This is a genomic window from Streptomyces pluripotens, from assembly GCF_000802245.2.
GTDB lineage: Bacteria > Actinomycetota > Actinomycetes > Streptomycetales > Streptomycetaceae > Streptomyces > Streptomyces pluripotens.
In genome coordinates, this window is the sequence record NZ_CP021080.1 from 5,895,584 (window position 1) to 5,914,170 (window position 18,587).

Sequence of the window (18,587 nt, forward strand, 5' to 3'; positions counted from 1 at the left end):
ATCTGGCCCGGACGGCATGGGAACTCCGGGCAGGTCACGAATCCCATGGCAGACGGGAAAGGTCGGGATATCTGACTCATGGCGGTAGGGACAGCTGACCTGGCAGCGTGCGGGCAGGCCGGCGACGACCAAGCCACTCGTCGCCCCACGGGTACCGCCGCTCGCTGGTGCACCCTGTGCCCACAACGAGGGTGCAGCGGGCGAATCGATCGGGAGGTAAGGCGATTCAGCAGGCGCAGCACGCTCATCGAGCCAGGAAGTCCGCAGGACCAGCCGCATCAGCAGCGACAGTCGATTCGAGCAGGAAGGCCGCATTGTGAACGCTCAGCCCGTTGTCGGCGTGGCCGAGAAGAGTGACGGTGGGAGGTCCGCGGCCTCGGCGGTCCTGACCCGGCTACCGCTCACCGACATCGTGCAGCCGGATTCCCCTCGCCTGTCCGGACTCAACGACGAACACGCCCGTCTGCTGGCGAACTCCGATGTCGCGCTGCCGCCCATCCTCGTCAACCGCCGTACGATGCGCGTCGTCGACGGCGCGCATCGTCTCGTGGCGGCGAAACTGCGCGGCCAGGAGTCCATCGACGTCGACTTCTGCGACTGCGACAATGACGAGGCGTTCGTGCTCGCGGTCGAGAAGAACGTGACGCACGGACTGCCGCTGTCGCGGGCCGAACGGACGGCGGCCACCGAGCGAATCCTCGACGCCTACCCGGAGTGGTCCGACCGAGCGATCGCCGCGGTCGTGGGACTCTCGCACAAGACGGTGGGGTCGATCCGCCGGCGTTTCAGCAAGGACTCCGAGCCGATCACCCACCGCCGCGGCAGGGACGGCAGGTTGCGGCCGGTCAACGGTGCCGCGGCCCGGGCCCGGGTGAGCAGCCTGCTCGCGGACCGGCAGGGCGCGTCGCTGCGCGAGATCGCCCGGGAGGCCGGGGTCAGCCCGGACACCGTACGGAACGTGCGGGACGACTCGCGTCGTGCCGAGGCCGTGACGGTGCCCGAACCCCGGGGCGTGCCGCGAGTGGACCGCGAGCGGAGCGAGGCGTCCAGGCGGGCCAGCGCCTGCGTCCGGATCCAGCCCTCCGGGCCGGCCGACCGGTCCGCGTTGATGCGCAGCCTGCGCAACGACCCCTCGCTGCGATTCTCGGAATCGGGGCGTGTCCTACTGCGCCTGCTCGACGTGTACGCCCTGGACCCGGACGACTGGGTCCGGATCAGCGGGGACGTTCCGGCCCACCGGGCGGCCGATATCGCGCAGTTGGCCCGGGAGTGCGGCCAGATATGGCAGAACTTCGCGACCGCGGTGGAGCAGCGTCAGGGGGACGCGGTGAAAGCGTAGGGAAGGGAACCACACCGCTGGTACGTCTCGGTGGCACGGACCACCCGCGGTCCACCGCCGCGGGAGATCTTTGCCCACCCCACGTCCCCCGGTACACCCGGCGCACCATGCCGGGCGGCCACCGGTTCGGGTGAACGCGTCAGCGACACCGGCTGGACGCCGGGGTGTGGAGCGGCGCTTGGGCGCCGGAAGGCGCGGCGGTCCGCAACGGCGCGGAACGTCGCGAGTGAAACGGGATCCGCACAGAGAGGAATCAGCAATGCCCCTGGTACAGGTGAACTGGTGGAAGGGCGTGGGAGCGGCCGAGCGCCGTCAGCTCGTCGAAGAGGTGACGGAAACGGTCGCGCGGGTCGCGAAGTGCCCCGAGGCCGCCGTCACCGTGATCATCAACGATGTCGAGACGGACCACTGGGGGCGCGGCGGGAGGCTGGCCTCCGAACTCTGAGCGAACGGCCGGGCCGCCCCTGGCCCGGCCGTTCCGCCCGGCCTGGGAGGTGCACGACGCGGTCCGTGTGCGTCCCGCGTCGAGACCGCTGGCGCCGTGCCGTGGTGTCTGGCGTTCGAGATCGGCGCCACGCTATCTTCGCGTCATCGGGCGGCGAGGCCGCCGGCAGCCCGACGCGCACGGTGCTGCGCGTCGATCCACCAGCGAAGACCAGCGGGGAGAGCGCTGTCCGCACGCCCGGGACCGCGTCGTGCAGCCCCTGGCCGATCCGCACCCAGCAGGAACCGATCGGGAGGACACCCGACATGACCACCGAGGGCACCGGGACCGCATTCCCGGGAACTTCGCACTGCCGGACCGCCGAAAGGAGACCCCGTGTCTGAGCAGATCACCGCCGAGCCCAGTAGTACCGCGGTGCGCACCGCCTTGTGGCGCGCGCTCCATGTGCAACATGACGACCCGCCGGCGGTCTTCGACGACGAGCTCGGGCTCCTCCTGGCCGATCCGGGCGGCGACTGGCGGCAGCGGCCCGACATGGACCCGGACGACAACCCGTTCGCCCGCGCCGCCGTCATCACCCGCGCCCGGTTCGCCGAGGACCTGGTCGCCGAACAACTCGGCCGCGGGGTAGGCCAGTACGTCATCCTCGGGGCCGGGCTGGACACCTTCGCCCAACGCCGCACGGAACTCGCCTCGTCCTTGGAGATCTTCGAAGTCGACCCGCCGGGGCCGCAGTCGTGGAAGCGGCGGCGGCTGGCGGAACTCGGCTTCGAAGCCCCGGCCGGTCTGCACTTCGTGCCGTATGACCTCGATTCAGGCGGGTCCTGGTGGGAGACCCTGGTGGCGGCGGGCTTCGACGCAGGACGACCCGCCGTCGTCGCCTCGCTCGGCGTCAGCACTTACCTCAGTCGGGAGGCGATCGTGGCCATGCTGCGGCAGGGCACCGCGCTGGCTCCCGGTTCCACGCTGGCCACCACCTTTCAGCTCCCGCTCGACATGGTCGAACCGGGGCCCCGGGAACTACGCGCCCGGGTGGAGGAGGCCGCGCGCGCCTTCGGTACGCCGTTCACCAGCTTCTTCGCCCCCGAGGAGATCCTGGCGCTGGCCCGCGACGCGGGCTTCCGCACGGCCGAGCACATCCCCGCCGCCGCCCTGACCGCGCGCTACTTCGCCGACCGCGCCGACGGCCTGCGGCCCTCCAACGCGGAGGAACTCCTGGTTGTCACCACGTGACGGGTCCGCCGGACCCGTCACGTGGGTGACTGTCAGGTGCACGCCAGTATGAAGGGCTCGCCGGCTGCCGGTCGGAAACCATCGGTCCGGTCGGCGAAATAGCGCGCGGTGATCTCCTCGGTGGAGACGTACTGGGCCTCGCGGAACCCGGCCTCCCGGGCGAGGCCCAGTATCGCGTCGGGGGTGAAGTAGCTGCGGAAGTGCACCCGGGGCCCCGGCATCGGCTTGCCGGCGGCAGCGTGCGCGTCGGGGTCTTCCGGTTCGTCGAAGGCGGTGGGCAGGACGAAGGTCATCGCCAGCGTCGAGCCGGCGGCGGCTCGCGCGGCCTGACGCAGGGTGTCCCGCACCGCCTCCTCGCTGAGGTACATGGTGACGCCGGCGCACGCCAGCACCGCGGGCCGGTCCGGGTCGAAGCCGTTCTCGACCAGCCGGTCCCACCACACGTCACCGCTCTCGAAGTCGACCGGCACCCAGCGCAGCCACTTCGGGGAGCCATGGCCGAGTTCGGCCAGCCGCCGCCGCTTCCACTCCTGCGTCGCGGGCTGGTCGATCTCGAACACCCTTAGCCGGCTGCCGTATTCGGGTCGGCGCTGGACGAAGGTGTCCAGTCCGGCGCCGAGGATCACGTACTGGGTCACGCCGGCGGCGCACCGCTCGGCCACCAGGTCCTCGACGAACCGGGCCCGGGCCACCACGCCGGCCCGGAATCCGCGCATCCCGTCCCCGGCCATGTCCGGACGTCGGCGCCAGTCCTCGCCGGGGGAGACCAGACGCAGTCCGATCTCGTCTTCGACCACATGCGGTGGTGCGTCGGCCTGCACATGCAGGGCCCGCCAGAGGGCCACCCGCACGGCGGTTTCGTCCGGCACCTTCGTCTTCTCGGCAGGCACGATGTATTCCTCTCGGGGATCGGTGAAGAATGCGTACGTGGGGGAGTGGGGCGGTCGCGGTTTCGAGTTTCGAGACCCCCGGATATACCCGTCAAGCCGACGACGAGCACTTCGGCAGGGTGGGGGCAGGTGCGCTTTCCGACGGTCGACTGGGGAGTTTCCCCAGTCGGACGGCCGGACGCCGTCCTGATCCGCTGTTCCTTGCCAGCCGTCAACCAAGCGTCCTATAAACGCCATTGACTGTATGCCAGCGTCCGACGGTGCTCTCGATGTGCCGCCTTCCGACAGGACGGGATGAATTCCAATGGTCGACCGGGAAACGTCACCACCGACGACGAGCGTGGCCGAGAACGGACAGCCCTACGCTTTCGACCCGTTCGCAGCGGGGGTTTCTGACGACCCCTATCCGCACTACGCGAAACTACGCGCGACACACCCGGTGTACCTGCACCCGGCGGGTTTCTGGATCGTCAGCAGGCACGCCGACGTGGTCGACCTGCTGCGGGCCGGACACTCGGTGGAGGACGACAACGTCACCAAGAGCAGGATCCATGCCCTGTCCATGATGGACCAGGATCCACCGGACCACACCCGGCTCCGCAGGCTGCTCACCAAGGTGTTCACCGAACGCGCCATCAACAGGCTCGCCCCGCTGATCACCGGCCTCGTCGACCAGGCACTGGACCGCGTCGAACGCCGGGCGGCCGAGCACGGCCAAGCCGACCTGGTCAGCGAACTGGCTTATCCGTTACCGCTGTTGGTGATCTGCGACATGCTCGGCATGGAGGCCGACTACCACTGGCTGAGGGAGCGGGCCGAGGTCCTGGCGCATTCGCTGGAGCCGGTCGCCGAGCCGACCCCGGAACTCATCAAGGCCATCGAGACGGCCGAGACCGAACTCGTCGACCGGGTCGCCGCCGTGATCGAGGACAAGCGCCGGGCCCCCGCCCGGGAGGAGCCGGACCTGTTGACCCAGTTGATCCGGGCCGAGGACGGTGGCGACGTACTCAGCGACGAGGAACTGATCGCCCAGGTGGTGCTGCTGTACCTGGCCGGCTATGCGACCACCATGAACCTGCTGGCCAACGGCGTGGTGGCGCTGCTCCGCCACCCCGCGCAGCTCCGACTGCTGCGCGAGCGCCCGGACCTGGACGCCAACGCGGCCGACGAACTACTGAGGTACGACACCTCGGTGCAGTACTCGCGTCGGATCACCCTCTCGCCCCACGAGGCCAGTGGCACGGTCATCCCCGCGGGGGCGACGGTGCTGGCCGGCCTGGCCTCGGCCAACCGCGACGAGGAGGTCTTCGGCCCGTCTGCGGCAGAGCTACGGCTGGATCGGCCGAACGCCCGCAGACACGTCTCCTTCGGCGGTGGGCCGCACCACTGTCTGGGGGCCGCACTGGCGCGGCTGGAGGCCCGGATCGCCATCGGCCGCCTGGTGCGTCGGTTCGACCGGCTGGCACTGGCCGACGAGATCGTCTGGCAGCGGCTGATGATCACGAGGGGCCCGGTCTCCGTGCCGGTTACGGTGTGAGGCGGACCGTCCTCGCGTCCTGACGCGCGCGCCATGGCCCTGGCCCGGTCCCCGTTTCGGGGACCGGGCCAGGGCCATGGTGTGTCACCGGGGCTTGTAGCCCGACTGGAGGTTGAGGCCGCCGCTGGCGGCCAGCCGCACCGGCTTGGCGGGCCGAAGGCCGGCGGCGCGCTGCCAGGAAGCCATCTGCGACGGCGACCAGGTGCCGGACTCGCTGGCCAGTGCGAAGTAGAAATCCCGCAGCGCAGCCAGCTGCTGGGTCTTGCCCCCGCCGCTGGCGGCGGGGAACTCGGCGATGGTGTAGGCCCCGCCGGGGCGCAGGGCCCGGGCCACCTTGGCGGTGAGTTCGCGGTTCTGCTCATCGCTGAAGTGGTGCGCGACGCCGATGATCACCACCGTGTCGTAGCATTCCTCGCCGAAGTCGTCGGTCAGGGCGTTGCCGGCCTGGTGGCGCACCCGGTCGCCCATCCCCTCCTCGGCCAGCAGCGGGGCGGCGTGCCGTACGGCGTCGGGCAGGTCGAAGACGACGGCGCGGAGCGAGGGGTGGCGGCGGCACAGCGCGACCGAGTAGGCCCCGTGCGAGCCGCCGATGTCCAGCATGTCGGTGGCCCCCTCGGGTACCGGAATGGCCTTGGCCACCATGTTCGTCTGACCGGTCGTCAGGCACTTCATGCCGCGCTGGTAGGAGTCCCACACTTCGTCGCTCATGCCGGTGTGGAAGTCCAGGGGCCTCCCGCTGCGCAGGTACTCGTCGGCCCGCTGCATGAGCCCTAGCTCGTAGTAATGCAGCATCAGCTTGTCGTTCACCGCGTGCGGACTCGTGGTGACCAGCCATTTGCGGGACAGCGGGCTCAACTCGTACTGATCACCCCTGGTGCGCAGATATCCTGACGCCGCCAGCGCGGGCAGCAGTTTCGCGGTGCTGTCGGGGTGGGTGCCGCAGCTGGCCGCTATCTTTTCGGCGGTGGCCGGGCCGGCGGCCAGTGCGTCGAAGAGGCCGACCTTGACGGCCGCCATGATGGCGTGGGCGTAGGTGCCTGCTACCTGGGTGTCGAGGACGGGCCGCGCGATCAAATTGAACTTGACCAGCAGCCATTCAAGTGGATTGCTTGCCATTAAGCCGAATCGCATTGGCCGAGCATAACGCGGGGTGTCCGGCTGTGGTAACTCATCTGCGTCGGTGAACTGCCGCTTACGTGTTGGGTGGTTCGCATCACCTATTCATTCCCGCCACTTCCCGCCACACATTTCTGCGCGACGTGGGAAGACCCTGCGGGTGCGCCGGTCGCTCGATTCGGTCCTGCGTTGTTCGACAGCGGGTGGGCCGTTCTGGGGGTTCGTCCGCCGTTCCTGGAATCTTCCGCCGCTCTTGCCCACCGGGTTGCGCGACGCCGTCCGGAGGGCGGTGCCCGCGTCGAGCGTGCCGGACCGTGTCGGGCGCCGCGTCCGGTGAAGGGGGCTCCGGCCGGGGTGACCGGTGCGGACGCGTGGGCGGAGTGGGCGGAGGGCGTGCCGCGGCGAACGAGGACGGCCGGGAGGGCCCTGAGAGCGACGAGGGGCTCCCCCTCCCCGGTCGTGGGGCCCCCTTGGAGGCACGCCGTGCGCGATGGTTGGCAGCCCGTCCGCGGCGTGCTAGCTTGCTAGCATGACTGCTGAGAATGTGAGGCAGTTCAACGTCTACCTGCCGGTGGATCTGATCCGGCAGGTGAAGCATTACGCCATCGACCGCGAACTGTCGCTGTCGGCGCTGGTTGCCGAGGCGCTGCGTTGTTATCTCGCCGAGCGCCAGGGTAACGATGAAGACCGAACCGTTTCATGAGAGGAATTCAGACATGACGACCCGGGGTGTCGAAGGCGTCTACGTCGAGACCCACAGCTGGGGGAAGATGGCCAAGTTCCTGGAGTCGCTGGGCTACAAGGTGGAATTCGCCACCGAGCACGGCTCCGGGATGCTCAAGCATGACGACGGGCCGTACTTCGTCGTCGGCGAGATCCCTCAGGACCGTGATCCGCAGGTGCAGCTCGTCCTCCGCGTCGCGGACGCGGAGACCTTCCAGCCCGACCCGGTTGTCGAGGTGGTCTCCCCGTTCGAGGAGACCCACTACGGCACCCAGCGGATGGTGGTGCGCGACCCGGACGGGCGGGAATGGAGCATCGAGGCGCCGCTCAAGGGCTGAGCGGCCACCGCCGGGCGGGAGTGTGCCGCCGGCCGCCGTGCTCCGGTGGTAACCCCCGACGTGCGACGCACTCCCGTCTCGCTGAACGCCCCCGATCACCTTCGGTGTCGGGGGCGTTCCCCTTTTCCGGCGCGTGAAAAGGGCCGAAACGATGGTGGTTCCGGTGAATGCGCTGGGAATATGGTCCACCGACGCGGTGCCTCCTTATGCACGGTGGAAAGCTTTCGAACGGGGTGGCGAATTCCTGTAGGGGTGGATCGGCGGAAAACGGCCCTGGGGAAGTGGCCGACTACCGACCTCGTCTTGCGTGGCCGCTTGCGGGCGAGCATGCTAGCAACCTAGCCTAGTAGCCATGAAAAAGGATGCGGGGTTATCGATGGTCAGCGAAGCAGACGCGGCCAGGGCGGCAGACGCCTCGGCGTCGTCCGTACCGCCGCAGCGTGGTCTCGGCATGCTCGTCGTCATGATCGGCGTGCTCATCTCCGCGGTCGACGGAACGATCGTGGTGCTCGCCCTCCCGGCGATCGAGGAGGACCTGAACATCAGCTTGTCCGCGGTCACATGGGTGGTTGTCGGCTACCTCCTCGTGGTCACCGTGCTCTCCACGCAGCTGGGCCGGTTCGGTGACATGTTCGGCCGGGTGCGCATGTACAAAGCCGGCTTCCTGGTGTTCACCTTCGGCTCGGTGCTCTGTGCCATGGCCTGGAACGCGCCGAGCATCATCGGCTTCCGGCTCCTGCAGGGCGTCGGCGCCGCACTGATCGCGGCCAACAGCGGCGCGATCATCTCGGAGCTCTACGCACCGAAGGAACGCGGCCGTGCCTACGGCTTGAACGCCTTCGGTTTCTCCTTCGGGTCGGTCCTCGGCGTCCTGCTCGGTGGCGTCATGGTGACCTATGTGTCGTGGCAGTGGATCTTCTGGATCAACGTGCCCATCGGCGTCGTCGCGCTGGTGCTGGCGCAGCGGGTGCTGCGCGACCGCAGCGAGCGGCAGCGCCGGAAGTTCGACTTCGCCGGCATGATCACGCTGGGCCTGGGCCTCTTCGGGGTGCTCTGGGCGATGACCGGATTGGCGTCCCGCCCGCTCGACGGCACGATGATCGGGTTCCTGGTCGGCGGCCTCGCACTCCTGGTGGTGTTCGTCTTCGTCGAACTGAAGCAGACGGAGCCGACCCTCGACCTGTCCCTGTTCCGCATCCCGACGATGGCGCCCTCGCTGCTGGCCTCGCTGCTCCAGGGCGTCGGCAGTTTCGCGGTGCTCTTCCTGGTCATCATGTACCTCCAGGGCACGCGCGGGATGGATCCCATCGACGCGTCGATGCTGCTGGTTCCGGGCTATGTGATCGGTGCGGTGGTGGGGCCCTACGCCGGACGGCTCACCGACAAGCTCGGGTCGGTCATCCCCGCGACCCTGGGGCTCGGCATCTCGGTCATCGCGATGGTGATCTTCGCCCAGATGACCGCGACGAGCAGCCTGTGGCTGGCCGCGATCGGCAACCTCGTGATCATGATCGGCGGCAGTTTCTTCTTCCCGGCCAACAGCACCGCCGTGATGAAGGCGTCCCCGCCCGACCGGCTGGGCATCGCCTCCGGTGTGCTGCGCACCTTCTCCAGCATCGGCATGGTCTTCTCCTTCACCACGGCCATGCTCGTGGCCTCGCACTCGATCCCGCGGAACCTGGCGTTCGCCATCTTCGTTGGCACCAGCAAGCTGGACGGCCGGCTCGCGACCGCCTTCGCCGAGGGTCTGAAGGCGGCCTTCTACACCATGATGGGGATCATGGTCCTCGCGGCGATCTGCTCCGCCCTCCGCGGCGCGGGCCGCAAGGACCGCGCATAGCGGAACCGGTCGCGCCGCAGGGGGAACGCCTCTTGGACCCCAGCGCCGCAACAGGCAGCGTCCGCCCCGTCGCGACGTCTCGCGCGGGCAGACGTCGCCGGCCGCGGTACTGGTGCCGGGGCTCGCGCACCCGTGACGGCGGGCAGCACGGCAACTGTCGACCGACTAGTTCGCGGGAGAATGGTGATCAGGACAGCGACGTCGGAGCCACCCGAGGCCACGCGTACCACCGTACTGATCGCAGGTGACCACCCGATCTACCGATCCGGGTTGCGCATCCTGCTCGACGAGGTGGAGTCGTTCCACGTCGTCGGTGAGTCCGGAACGGGTTCAGACGTGGTGGCCATGGCGCACACGCTGCGCCCCCAGGTCGTGGTGATGGACATCGTCCAGCCCGGCCAGAGCATCGCCGAGGTGATCAGCCCGATCACCGGCTGTTGCCCGGACACGGCCGTACTCATCATCTCTTCACTCGATGACCGGGAGGCCCTGCTCTCCGCGATGCACGCCGGGGCCCGCGGCTATCTCCTCAACGGCGCCCGATGGCAGGACCTGGTGCTCGCGGTGGAGATGGTGCGCGCGGGCGGCCTGGTTTTCGATTCCTACGCTTCCGAGTGGGTATTGGAGAACCTCAGCCGGACGCTGTCGTCCGGAGCACGTCGCTCGGAGCCGGAGCCCTGTCGGTGCGACATGCTCAAGCTGGTCCGGTACGACGGTTCGGCCGGGTCCGCGGGAACCCGGCTGCCCGGTGTGCGCCGCACGCCGACGCGGGTCGGGGCCCGGCCCATCACACGGCTCTGACGGACGGGGCGGAAAGAAAGCACCGGGCGGGAAATTCAGGTGTCCGACTGGGGAAAATCCCCAGTCGGGCCCGCGTACGCGACCAAGGGCTCGCACGGTAGCGTTGAAAGTAATTTCTCGTCGCACTTCACGAAGCGAGGACGACGATGAACCAGCGTTTCCACGCGTTACGCGTGGCCGATGTGATCGTCGAGACCGAGGACGCCCGCTCATTGGTGTTCGACGTCCCCGACGACCTCGCCGAGGAATTCCGCTACCGGCCCGGGCAGTTCCTCACCGTACACATCCCCGGTGCCGAGCACGGGTCCGTCACCCGCTGCTATTCGCTGTCGAGTTCACCGCACACCGCGGACCGCTTGATGGTGACGGTGAAGAGGACGCCGGCCGGCCGGGGCTCTGGCTGGCTGCTGGCCGGCGTGCGGGTCGGCAGCGTGGTGCACGTCCAGCCTCCGGAGGGTCGGTTCACCCCCGCCTCGCTCGACGGCGACTTCGTTTTCCTGGCCGCCGGAAGCGGTATCACCCCGGTGATGTCGATCATCAAATCGGCACTGGCCGCCGGTTCGGGCCGGCTCGCCCTGATCTACGCCAACCGCGACGAGCGTTCGGTGATCTTCGGGGAGCAGCTGGCCGGACTGGCCGCCGCACACCCGGACCGGTTCACCGTCCGGCACTGGCTGGAGTCCCGACAGGGGCTGCCGGACGCCGCCGGGCTGCGGGCGCTGGCCGCACCGTTTTGCGACCACGAGGCGTATGTGTGCGGCCCGGGACCGTTCGTGGCCGGTGCGGTAGAGGCACTGCGCGCGCTGGGGGTTCCGCGCGAGCGCATGCACCTGGAACAATTCCGGCCGCCGAACCGCACCGCGCTCCCGGAGCCGCCGCCCGCTGGAGGTTCGGCAGCGCGGATGCTGCGGGGCGTCAACAGCCTTCAGTTGGTGCTGCCTTGACGCTGACCGCCGACAGCCGACGCGGTGCGGGTTCCTGCGGACCTCGCGTGGAGACGCCGAGCCGCCGGCACGGCGGGCCGCGACGTCCCGCACCGTCGCTGAACGGCATTTCTCCCTGTGAGCGGACCCGGATCGGAGATCGGTGATGGCGAAACGGCTGCGCATGCTGATGCGGATGGGGAACCTGACCCGGACCGGTCAGGTCGGTGACGGCCGGGAGGAGGCACTGGCCGATTACGTGCTCTCGCACGCGGCCCCAGGGGACGTCGATGACGTGATCCGGGTGATCGACACGTATGCCTACCAGCAGGCCACGCTGATCAACGTCGGGGACGAGAAGGGGCTGCTGTTGGACGCCGCGGTGCGGCGTGCCAAGCCCCGGCTGCTGCTGGAACTCGGCACGTACTGCGGGTACAGCGCGCTGCGGATGGCCCGGGTGATGCCGCCGGAGGCCCGGCTCTGCTCGGTCGAACTCAACGCCGCCAACGCCTCAGTAGCCCAACGCATCTGGGACCACGCCGGGTTGGGGGACCAAGTCAGAGTGCTGCACGGCACGCTCGGAGACGACGGCCGCACCATCGAGCGCCTCGTCACCGAGCACGGCTTCGGCGCGGGCCGGCTGGACTTCGTATTCGTCGACCACATCGCCCAGGCCTACCTGCCGGACCTGCAACGCATCCTCGACCAGCGGTGGTTGCACCCGGGCTCGATCGTGTTGGCCGACAACATGAAGGTACCGGGTGCGCCGCGCTACCGCGCGTATCTGCGCGAGCGCGAGGGCACCGAGTGGCGCACCCGTGAGCACCGCACCCACGTCGAATACCAGTCGTGGGTCAAGGACCTGGTGCTGGAGTCGGAGTACCTGCCCTCCGGTGCCGCCGCGTCCGGCGGCACCGGCCCCGCGCCCGCGTGAGGACGGACCGTTCCCGGCCGGGAACGGGAAGCTCACGACCGTGAGGCCCATCGGGCCCCAACCGAAAGGAACCACCAGTGACGGCGACGGCGGACAAGACCGCGATCCGGACCGCGTTGTGGCGGGCTCTCCACGTCCAGGCCGATCCCGCGCCGCACGTGTTCGAGGACGAACTCGGGGCACGGCTGGTGGCGCCGGACGACGACTGGCGTTCCCGGCCGGACATGGATCCGGTGCGCAGCGCCCGGGCGCGGGCGTCGATCGTTGCCCGTGCCCGGTTCACCGAGGACCTGGTCGTCGAGCAGGCTGTCCGAGGCGTCGACCAGTACGTCATCCTCGGCGCCGGCCTCGACACCTTCGCGCAGCGGCGGGCGGATGACGCCGGGGGAGTGCAGGTCTTCGAGGTGGACCAGCCCGAGACACAGGCGTGGAAGCGGATGCGCCTGAACGAGTTGGGCTACGGGATTCCCGACAGGTTGCGGCTGGTCCCCGTCGACTTCGAGGCGGACGACGACTGGTGGCAGCGCCTGATGGAGGAGGGCTTCGACCCCGGCCGGCCGGCGGTGCTGGCCTGCTCGGGCGTCACCATGTACCTCACCAGGGACGCCGTCGCTGCCACGCTCCGCAAGGCCGCGGCCCTCGCCGAGGGTTCCACCCTGGCCATGACGTTCATGCAGCCGGTCGACCTGGTCGACGCTGAGGAGCGAGCCGCCCGGGAAGGGGTGGAGCACGCCGCGCGCGCCGACGGGACGCCGTTCCGGAGCTTCTTCGGCCCGGACGACATCCTGGCGCTGGCCAAGGAAGCCGGATTCGAGCACACCGCACACGTCTCCGCACGTGATCTCGCCGAGCGCTACTTCGCCGGGCGGGTCGACGGACTCCGGCCGTCGACCATCGAGGAACTGCTGCTCGCCACCACCTGAACCGCACGTCCACCGGGCGCCGTACAGCGGGGCGGAAGCGGCTTCGGGCGCGAAGAGAGGCCTCACGCGAACCGGTCTGCGCGCCCTGCCGGCCGGTCAGGTCGCACCTACTGCGTCGTGCCGGCGCCCGACCAGGTGGGGTCCATGGCTTCGGGCCTGCCGCAGGTGCGTGGCAGGCCCGAAGTTCCGAGGGGCGCGGTATCAGCTCTCGCCCTGGACGTACGCGTTCGCGCGGCGCTCGAACTCCTCCGAGCTCACGTTCTCGATGCGGGAGGCGAGCGTCCAGCGGTGCCCGAACGGGTCGATGACCTGCCCGGTTCGCTCGCCGAAGAACTGGTTGCGGACCGGGCGCTTCTCTTGCGCTCCTGCCCGCACGGCCTGGGCGAAGGCGGCGTCCACGTCCGCCACGAACAGGTACAGGGTGACCGGCGTGCCGCCGAGGACCTCGGGGCCGGGTAGACCGGCCGCGGGGGCCTCATCGGACAGCATCACGATGGTGTCGCCGATCCGGATCTGAGCGTGGGGCACCGTGCCGTCGGGCGCGGTGTACCGCTGCAGCTCCTTCGCCCCGAATGCCTGGGCGTAGAAGGCGATCGCCTCGTCCGCGCCGGCCACGGAAAGGTACACCGTCAGTTCGGCGTAACCGTCCGGAATCGGCTTGACCACGGTTGACCTCCAAAGGTGTGGTGGATGCGGCGCGGCTACCGCACGCCCGCGGTGATCTGGTCGAGCGCGTAGAGGAACGTCCGCAGCTCCTCCTCGGTGCCGAGGGAGACCCGCAGATGCCCGGGGAAGCCGAACACACCGGTGTCGCGCACGAGGACGCCGTGTTCCCTGGCCAGGATGTCCTGTGCCTCGTCGGAGGCGTCGACCGCGACCGCCACGAAGTTGGTGACCGAGGGCAGACAGCGGTACCCGCGGCGATCGAGCTCGGCGCGGAACCAGCGGCGCCGCTCCCCGCTCTCCTGCCGGACGCGGCCTAGGAATTCCTGGTCCGCGAGGGCCGCCGCCGCCGCGGCCTGAGCGGCACGGTTCACGCTGAAGGGCAGCACGGCCAGCGTTCGGCGCACCTCCGCGATCAGTTCGGCGGGACCCAGCGCATAACCGATCCGTAGGGCCGCCAGCCCGTAGGCCTTGGAGAAGGTGCGCAGCGCGAGCACCGGGGTACCGTCCCGCAGCCGGCTCCTGGCCTGCGGTTGGTCCGGGGGGCCGAACTCGTGGTATGCCTCGTCGAAGACGAGCGGGGTGCCGCTGCTGCGCGCCGCGGCGACCAGTGCGTCGAGCGCCGGCCCCGGCAGCGCGGTGCCACACGGGTTGTGCGGGTTGCACACAAAGCCGATGCCGCACTCGGGGAGCCGCTCCGCGAACGCCGCCGGGTCGACCCGGGGGCCGTCGAGCGGTACCTGGACCGCGCCCCGGCCGATGCGCTCCAGTGCCGCCAGGTAGCCGGGGAAAGTGCCGGCGGTGACGAGGCCGGGGCGGTCCAGGTCGCCGAGGGTGAGCGCGGTCGCCAGCACCAGCTCGTCGCTGCCGTTGGCCACCGCGATCTGCTCTTCGGGTAGCTCCCAGTGCTGGCTGAGGAGCCGGATGAGTCCCTCGCGCTCGGGCGCCGGGTAGCGGTTGATCCGGTCCAGTTCCCCGGTCACCGCCGAGACCGCTGCGGGACTCGCACCGAACGGACTCTCACTGAGGTGCAATCGCACCAGCGCATCCGCAGACGGCACACTGGTGTTGTAGGTCTGAGGCGCTTGCCGGACCGGAGCGTTCACGGGCAGACCCCCGCGTCCCGGTGACGGGGCGGTTGGCTCGGGGAACTCACAGATGATCTCCCAACAGGATCCCGAAGCAATAACTCCCCACCGCTGCCTCCAGAGTGAGGAAGCAGTGCTCGCTGCCAGCCGGGATCCGCATCACCGACGGGGACACCAGTTCATGGCGGACACCGTCGAGTTGGACCTCGATGCGGGCCTGGCCCGGTTCGGGTGACACCAGGAAGTAGAGCTCGTCGACGTCATGGGTGTGCGGAGCGGCGACGGGCTTGCCCACGAGCTTGCTGAGCTCGCCGCCGGCCAGCTGCACCGGCAGCCCGCCGAACATCTCCGCGGTGAGGTAGAAGGGCGCGGGCTGGTGGTGCCCGGCGACCGCGAGTGGGATGGGCAGCGAAGTGATGATCTCCGCGTCCGCTTCTGCCACCGCGTCCTGCGCCGTCACGACGCCTCCAGGACGAACAGGTACGTGTGCGGAACACCGAAGGGCACCGTACGGCGCAGTTGCATCCCACCCCGCTGGAAGAGTTGCTCGTACTCCTCGCGGGTGTAGATGGGCACGCCCATCAGCGCGTGGGCGAGTTCGAACCCGCTGGAGAAGACCGGCAGTCGGGAGTCCTCGCCTTCGCTGCGCGGCCGGATCGTGGTGTCGGCCAGCAGGAAGGTGTGCGCCTGCGGGAAGGCCTTGCGCAGCCGGGGGATGACCTCTTCGCGGCGCTCCGGGCCGGCCAGCAGGTCGTGCAGGAACATGAAGCTCATCACGACGTCGGCCGCGTCGCTGCCGTCGACCTCCTGCTCCTTGAAGAGGATGTCGAGGACGTCCGCGCAGACCGGCTGCACGGTGCCGCGCAGGCCGTACCCGGCTATCGTCTCGTGTGCGAGCTCGGTGGCGGGACGGCTGATGTCGATGCCGATCCCGCGGCTGCCCGGCCGGGCCTTGACCAGCCGGGAGACCCGCTCGCTGACACCCGAGCCGAGGTCGACCAGGGTGCGGAAGTCGATGGCGGCGATCTCCTCGTCCAGGATGTGGCGCATCATCGCGGTGTCCGCCTGGGCGGAACCGAGCGCGACCATGGCCTCGTCGCGGTGCAGATCGACACCGAACCGGCGGTCGCCGCGGGCGAGCGGCGCCGCGTTGGCGAAGACGTCGTGGTAGCCGCCGACGCCCCAGGTGAAGAAGCCCAGGGTCCGGGCGGCCTCCTCGCCGACGGCGGTCGCTCGGGCGCGGTCTCCCTGGACGTCGAGGTACCCGAACGACGCCGCGGCCTGGACGAGCGCCCGGAAGACGGCCGGGTCCAGTGCGTTCTTCTCGCAGAACGAGGAAATGCCGAGCGTCCGCTCCGCTGCCAGCTGCTGGAAGACGCCCAGCCGTTCCAGCGCGTGCACCACGTGTGCGCAGATGTAGCCGTTGAACGCGGTGTCCGGATTCAAAGGGGTCAGTGCTTGGCCTTGCCAATCAGCAGGGAATGCGTGTGCCGATAACAATTCGAACCTCTCAGATCTCGCCGCGAGTATCAGGTGCACCGGCGGGAGCGGTGGCGGGTACCGCTCCCGCTCCCGCCGGCGCCGGCGATGGCCGGGGGAGGGGCGGGCGGCCGTGCCGGGCCGCCCGCCGCGGGGAACGTGCTCAGGCCGTCTTCTGCGCCTGGTTGGTGGCGAGGGAGAAGGGCGTGAGGTCGACCTCCGGCTTGGCACCGCGGTACAGGTCGCGGACGATCCGGCCGGCGGTCGGCGCGTGGGCCAGGCCGTGGCCAGTGAAGCCGGCCGCGAAGAGGATCCGCTGGTGCTCGCCCGCACCCTGGCCGATCAGCGCCGACTTCGTCGGGGTGACGTCCAGCGTCCCGGTCCAGGCACTGTGCAGCTTGGCGCCCGCCGCCTTCGGGTACCACTTGGGCAACTCGTCGACGGCCGCCTCGAACCAGACGTCCCGCATGCCCTCCTGCTTGGAGATGCGCTCCAGGCCGACGAGGAATCCCTTGCCCCGCCCCATCGTCTTCAGGCCGGAGACCGGGTGGAAGGTGAAGGGCGTGTCGGTGTCGTGGTCGCAGATCGGGTCGGTGTACAGCAGCTCGGCGAACTGGCCCCAGACCGGCAACTCCATGCCGGCGAGCTTGGCCACGTCGCCGCCCCACGGCCCGGCCGCGATGACCAGTGCGTCCGCGGTGAACTCGCCTGCGGTGGTGGACACCTGGCCGGTTCGGGCGTCGATACCGGTCACTTCGGTGCCGGTCAGCAGCCGGGCACCCAGCGTCGTCGCCGCGTCCGCGTACCCCTTGACCAGCGCTTCCGGCGCGACGCGGTAACACTCCGGGGACCAGACCGCAGCCTCGATCGTCCCGGCGTCCAGCCAGGGGTTGTACTCGACAGCCTGGGCGGGGGTGAGCAGTTGGACGTCGGCGCCCACCTCGCGGTGCGCCGGCAGCAGTGCCTCGATCTCGGCCGCCTGCTCAGGGCTGGTGAGCACCGTGAGCAGCCCGAGGTGCTTCAGCCCGAGGTCGGTGTTCATCGTCGCCGCGAACGCGTTGAACTCGGGCAGGCTCCGGACCGCCAGTTCGGTGTCGTGCGGCTTCTTCGGGAAGTACGTGCGAAACGCCCGCGCGGTCTGTGCTGTGGTGGCCGTGCCGAACTGGTCCTTTTCCAGCAGGAGCACGTCGATGCCGGCCTTGGCGCAGTGGTAGGCGATGGACACGCCGATCACGCCGCCGCCTATGATCAGCAGTTCGGTGGAGTTCTTCCGGTCAGGCATGCGCACTCCTCGTGATGGTCGGACGGAACGTCCAGGTGTCGCCCTCCAGTTCCCACGGGAACAGCTGCAGGTTCCAGGCGCCGAGGGCGTTGGTGTAGGTGGCCATGTGGGAGAGCAGTGCGATGAAGTCCTCCTTGGAGGTGGTCTCCTCGATGACGGCGACCACCTCCTGGGTGAGGTTCCACAGCGTGTTCAGCCCGCAGTAGCCAAGGAATTCGGTGGGTTTGACGAGCAGGATCCTGGCCATCTCGACCAGTGCGGAGAGTGGCACGTCGGTCAGCCGGGCGGCCCGCACCAGTCCGGTGTGGGACACATAGCCCAGCGGCCGGGTCTCGCCGTTGATGCAGACGAGCGTGGTCAACACCGAGTTCTTGGTCCCGGCCCCGGTGTCGAAGCGGCCCTCGTGCGCGGCGATCAGCTCGTCGGTTGGTTCGATCAGCACCCGCTCGGTCTCCGCGGAGATCCGTTCGACCAGGTCGCGCGCCCGGGCGGACTCCGTCGGCATGCGCCGCACCCCGTGGCCGGACTCGCCGTTCACCCGCCGCACCTGCGCGAGGATCGGGGCGCCGTTGCCGTGCACAGCGTCCCAGACCATCTGGCCGATCTTCGGCAGCGCGTCGAGGTCCTCCGGGACGACGGAACCGATCGGCGCGGTGGGCATCGGTTCGGTCAGGTCGCCGTACTTGATGGTGAGGTGCTGCACCGCGGAACAGAACACGGTGCCGTCGGGCTGGATTTTGCGGTCGACCTTGTAGTCCGGCACGGCGTGGAGGAGGTCGTGCGCCGGCGGAACGTGATAAATGCAGTCACCGGCCACGAGCGCATGCCCCTGCAAGGTCTGATACGGCAATGACGCCCACAGCGGCTCGACGAGTTGGGCGTTGCGGCCTTCGTCGAGAGAGACGCGCACCTTGGCGCCGATCGACTGCCAGGCGATCTCAATTTGGCGCATTATTCCTACCCCGTTCTACTCGGTTCCTCCAATGGCGTGCATGCATTCATCAGGTTTGGAGGGCCGGTCGGATAGTGACAT

General features: G+C 69.4%; 19 protein-coding genes. 11 read left to right on the top strand and 8 right to left on the bottom strand.

Translation table 11 applies throughout. The annotated features are described in order from the left end of the window. The first annotated feature begins 316 nt into the window (after window positions 1-316). The 3 genes from LK06_RS26240 (at window position 317) to LK06_RS26250 (ending at window position 3,017) form a co-directional block, all read left to right on the top strand. Window positions 317-1,339, top strand: a complete 1,023-nt coding sequence (locus LK06_RS26240; RefSeq protein WP_039656686.1) for a ParB/RepB/Spo0J family partition protein — start codon at window positions 317-319, stop codon at window positions 1,337-1,339. Between the two features lie 259 nt (window positions 1,340-1,598). Continuing rightward, the gene (locus LK06_RS26245) at window positions 1,599-1,784 is read left to right on the top strand and encodes a tautomerase family protein (RefSeq protein ID WP_039656685.1); all 186 of its coding nucleotides are present in this window, start codon (window positions 1,599-1,601) and stop codon (window positions 1,782-1,784) included. A 375-nt stretch (window positions 1,785-2,159) separates the two neighbouring features. Continuing rightward, entirely contained in the window at window positions 2,160-3,017 is an 858-nt protein-coding gene (locus LK06_RS26250) for a class I SAM-dependent methyltransferase (protein WP_039656683.1), read from the top strand. A 32-nt stretch (window positions 3,018-3,049) separates the two neighbouring features. Here LK06_RS26250 and LK06_RS26255 read toward each other — a convergent pair whose 3' ends face one another. Continuing rightward, window positions 3,050-3,907 (bottom strand): class I SAM-dependent methyltransferase, encoded by an 858-nt coding sequence (locus tag LK06_RS26255; protein WP_039656681.1) that lies wholly within the window; start codon window positions 3,905-3,907, stop codon window positions 3,050-3,052. 340 nt (window positions 3,908-4,247) lie between these two features. Between LK06_RS26255 and LK06_RS26260 the strand changes: the two genes are divergently transcribed. Then, entirely contained in the window at window positions 4,248-5,444 is a 1,197-nt protein-coding gene (locus LK06_RS26260; RefSeq protein ID WP_043435488.1) for a cytochrome P450, read from the top strand. A gap of 84 nt (window positions 5,445-5,528) precedes the next feature. Here the strand turns inward: LK06_RS26260 and LK06_RS26265 are convergent, their stop codons facing one another. Further along, the gene (locus LK06_RS26265) at window positions 5,529-6,575 is read right to left on the bottom strand and encodes a class I SAM-dependent methyltransferase (protein ID WP_078859089.1); all 1,047 of its coding nucleotides are present in this window, start codon (window positions 6,573-6,575) and stop codon (window positions 5,529-5,531) included. A 514-nt stretch (window positions 6,576-7,089) separates the two neighbouring features. Here LK06_RS26265 and LK06_RS26270 point away from each other — a divergent pair. From LK06_RS26270 to LK06_RS26300, 7 genes are all read left to right on the top strand, one after another. Then, complete coding sequence (locus LK06_RS26270; protein ID WP_039656677.1) at window positions 7,090-7,263, top strand: ribbon-helix-helix domain-containing protein; 174 nt, start codon at window positions 7,090-7,092, stop codon at window positions 7,261-7,263. Window positions 7,264-7,276: 13 nt separating this feature from the next. After that, window positions 7,277-7,621 carry a glyoxalase/bleomycin resistance/dioxygenase family protein gene (locus tag LK06_RS26275; RefSeq protein WP_039656675.1) on the top strand — a complete coding sequence of 115 codons (345 nt, stop codon included), beginning with the start codon at window positions 7,277-7,279 and terminating at the stop codon, window positions 7,619-7,621. Window positions 7,622-7,997: 376 nt separating this feature from the next. Further along, window positions 7,998-9,461 carry an MFS transporter gene (locus LK06_RS26280; protein WP_078886404.1) on the top strand — a complete coding sequence of 488 codons (1,464 nt, stop codon included), beginning with the start codon at window positions 7,998-8,000 and terminating at the stop codon, window positions 9,459-9,461. A gap of 180 nt (window positions 9,462-9,641) precedes the next feature. Continuing rightward, window positions 9,642-10,262 carry a response regulator gene (locus tag LK06_RS26285; RefSeq protein ID WP_052270235.1) on the top strand — a complete coding sequence of 207 codons (621 nt, stop codon included), beginning with the start codon at window positions 9,642-9,644 and terminating at the stop codon, window positions 10,260-10,262. Between the two features lie 146 nt (window positions 10,263-10,408). Then, window positions 10,409-11,206, top strand: coding sequence for an FAD-binding oxidoreductase (locus LK06_RS26290; RefSeq protein WP_052270234.1), 798 nt, complete (start codon window positions 10,409-10,411; stop codon window positions 11,204-11,206). Between the two features lie 145 nt (window positions 11,207-11,351). Next, window positions 11,352-12,119: an O-methyltransferase gene (locus LK06_RS26295; RefSeq protein WP_039656674.1), complete on the top strand. Its 768-nt coding sequence runs from the start codon at window positions 11,352-11,354 to the stop codon at window positions 12,117-12,119. A 77-nt stretch (window positions 12,120-12,196) separates the two neighbouring features. Beyond that, the gene (locus LK06_RS26300) at window positions 12,197-13,042 is read left to right on the top strand and encodes a class I SAM-dependent methyltransferase (protein ID WP_039656672.1); all 846 of its coding nucleotides are present in this window, start codon (window positions 12,197-12,199) and stop codon (window positions 13,040-13,042) included. Window positions 13,043-13,243: 201 nt separating this feature from the next. Here the strand turns inward: LK06_RS26300 and LK06_RS26305 are convergent, their stop codons facing one another. The 6 genes from LK06_RS26305 to LK06_RS26330 form a co-directional block, all read right to left on the bottom strand. Next, window positions 13,244-13,708 (bottom strand): VOC family protein, encoded by a 465-nt coding sequence (locus LK06_RS26305; protein WP_039656671.1) that lies wholly within the window; start codon window positions 13,706-13,708, stop codon window positions 13,244-13,246. A gap of 35 nt (window positions 13,709-13,743) precedes the next feature. Then, window positions 13,744-14,766, bottom strand: a complete 1,023-nt coding sequence (locus LK06_RS26310) for a pyridoxal phosphate-dependent aminotransferase (RefSeq protein ID WP_234367510.1) — start codon at window positions 14,764-14,766, stop codon at window positions 13,744-13,746. 91 nt (window positions 14,767-14,857) lie between these two features. Then, window positions 14,858-15,253 carry a cupin domain-containing protein gene (locus tag LK06_RS26315; RefSeq protein WP_052270233.1) on the bottom strand — a complete coding sequence of 132 codons (396 nt, stop codon included), beginning with the start codon at window positions 15,251-15,253 and terminating at the stop codon, window positions 14,858-14,860. Next, the gene (locus LK06_RS26320; protein WP_234367511.1) at window positions 15,250-16,239 is read right to left on the bottom strand and encodes an SAM-dependent methyltransferase; all 990 of its coding nucleotides are present in this window, start codon (window positions 16,237-16,239) and stop codon (window positions 15,250-15,252) included. Before LK06_RS26320 ends, LK06_RS26315 begins: the two co-directional genes overlap by 4 nt. A 196-nt stretch (window positions 16,240-16,435) precedes the next feature. Continuing rightward, window positions 16,436-17,554 carry an NAD(P)/FAD-dependent oxidoreductase gene (locus LK06_RS26325; protein ID WP_052269665.1) on the bottom strand — a complete coding sequence of 373 codons (1,119 nt, stop codon included), beginning with the start codon at window positions 17,552-17,554 and terminating at the stop codon, window positions 16,436-16,438. Continuing rightward, window positions 17,547-18,506 carry a cucumopine synthase-related protein gene (locus LK06_RS26330; protein ID WP_052269664.1) on the bottom strand — a complete coding sequence of 320 codons (960 nt, stop codon included), beginning with the start codon at window positions 18,504-18,506 and terminating at the stop codon, window positions 17,547-17,549. Before LK06_RS26330 ends, LK06_RS26325 begins: the two co-directional genes overlap by 8 nt. Between the last annotated feature and the right edge of the window lie 81 nt (window positions 18,507-18,587).